The sequence below is a fragment of the Streptomyces griseorubiginosus genome (genome assembly GCF_017614965.1).
Lineage (GTDB): Bacteria > Actinomycetota > Actinomycetes > Streptomycetales > Streptomycetaceae > Streptomyces > Streptomyces griseorubiginosus_B.
Genome location: NZ_WVUG01000648.1, coordinates 1 through 1,362 on the forward strand (window position 1 = coordinate 1; position 1,362 = coordinate 1,362).

1 protein-coding gene is annotated in these 1,362 nt (G+C 71.9%); it reads left to right on the forward strand.

Features of this window, described 5'->3' with window-relative positions:
• Nucleotides 1-236: 236 nt before the first annotated feature.
• Nucleotides 237-1,259, forward strand: a complete 1,023-nt coding sequence (locus GRC12_RS44485; protein ID WP_208786102.1) for a LacI family DNA-binding transcriptional regulator — start codon at nt 237-239, stop codon at nt 1,257-1,259.
• The last annotated feature ends 103 nt before the right edge of the window (nt 1,260-1,362 follow it).

Genomic DNA, 1,362 nt, shown 5'->3' on the forward strand with positions numbered 1-1,362 from the left:
GAGTTGGTGCGGGGCATGGCTCTCCGAGAGGTCGAAGGCGGGGGAGCGACCGGGGCTGGGCAACGGTGTGCGCAACCGTTTTCCTCGCCGATGAGTAGAGGGCAGTCGGGGGATCCCGGTCAAGAGGTCTGCGCAGTGTTTCTCTGGTTGCTCACGGACTGGCACTCCAGCGGGCCGCCTGACACCATGGACGGCGCCGAACCCGAGAGGGACGACGATTGAGAAAAGGATTGCTCGTGACCGAAGCCGCTCCGCGTTCCCCCTCTGCAGGCCGGGCGAAGCTCGCCGACGTCGCCGCGCTCGCCGGTGTCAGCGTGGGCACGGCCTCCAAGGCGCTCAGCGGTAGCGGCAGGATGCGCCCGGAGACCCGGCAGCGGGTGCTCGACGCCGTGGAGGAGCTCGGCTTCCGGCCCAACCAGCACGCGCAGAGCCTGCACACCGGGCGCAGCTGGACGGTCGGTCTGATGACGACCGACGGCATCGGGCGCTTCAGCACGCCCGTGCTGCTCGGCGCCGAGGACGCGCTCGGCGCCGGGAAGATCTCCGTGCTCCTGTGCGACACCCGGGGCGACACCATCCGGGAACAGCACCATCTGCGCAATCTCATGGACCGGCGGGTGGACGGCATCATCGTCACCGGCCGCCGCACCGACCCGCGGCCGTCCCTGCAGGGCGTCGACGGCATCCCTATCGTCTACGCGCTCTCCCCGTCCACCGACCCCGCCGACACCTCCGTCGCCTCCGACGACCGGGGCGGCGCCCGTCTCGCCGTCGAGCACCTGATGGCCACCGGGCGCACCCGTATCGCCCATGTCACCGGCCCGGAACACCATGCCGCGGCCCGCGACCGCGCCCGTCACGCCCTCGACCTGCTCGCCCGCTCCTCGCTGGAGCTCGCCGGCGGGCGCGTCCACTTCGGCGAGTGGAGCGAGGCGTGGGGGCGCCGCGCCGCCGACGCGGTCCTGCGTATGGCACCCGACACCGACGCCTTCTTCTGCGGCAACGACCAGATCGCGCGCGGGGTGGCGGACGCGCTGCGCGAGCGCGGCATCGAGGTGCCCGGACGGATCGCCGTCGTCGGCTACGACAACTGGGACACCATGGCGCTGGCCTGCCGCCCGCCGCTCACCACGATCGACATGAACCTCACGGAGATCGGCCGGATCGCCGCGCTGAAGCTGCTGGAGGCCATCGACTCGGGGCCGGTGCCGGGCGTTCACACGGTGCCGTGCCGACTGGTGGTACGGGAGTCCACGTGAGGCTGCCGCGGGAGTTCGCGTGAGGTCTCGGCGGGGGTGACGGGGTTTCTGTGGGCGGCGGCGTGGGGTTTCTGTGGGCGCTGACTTGTCGGCTGTGCGGGGG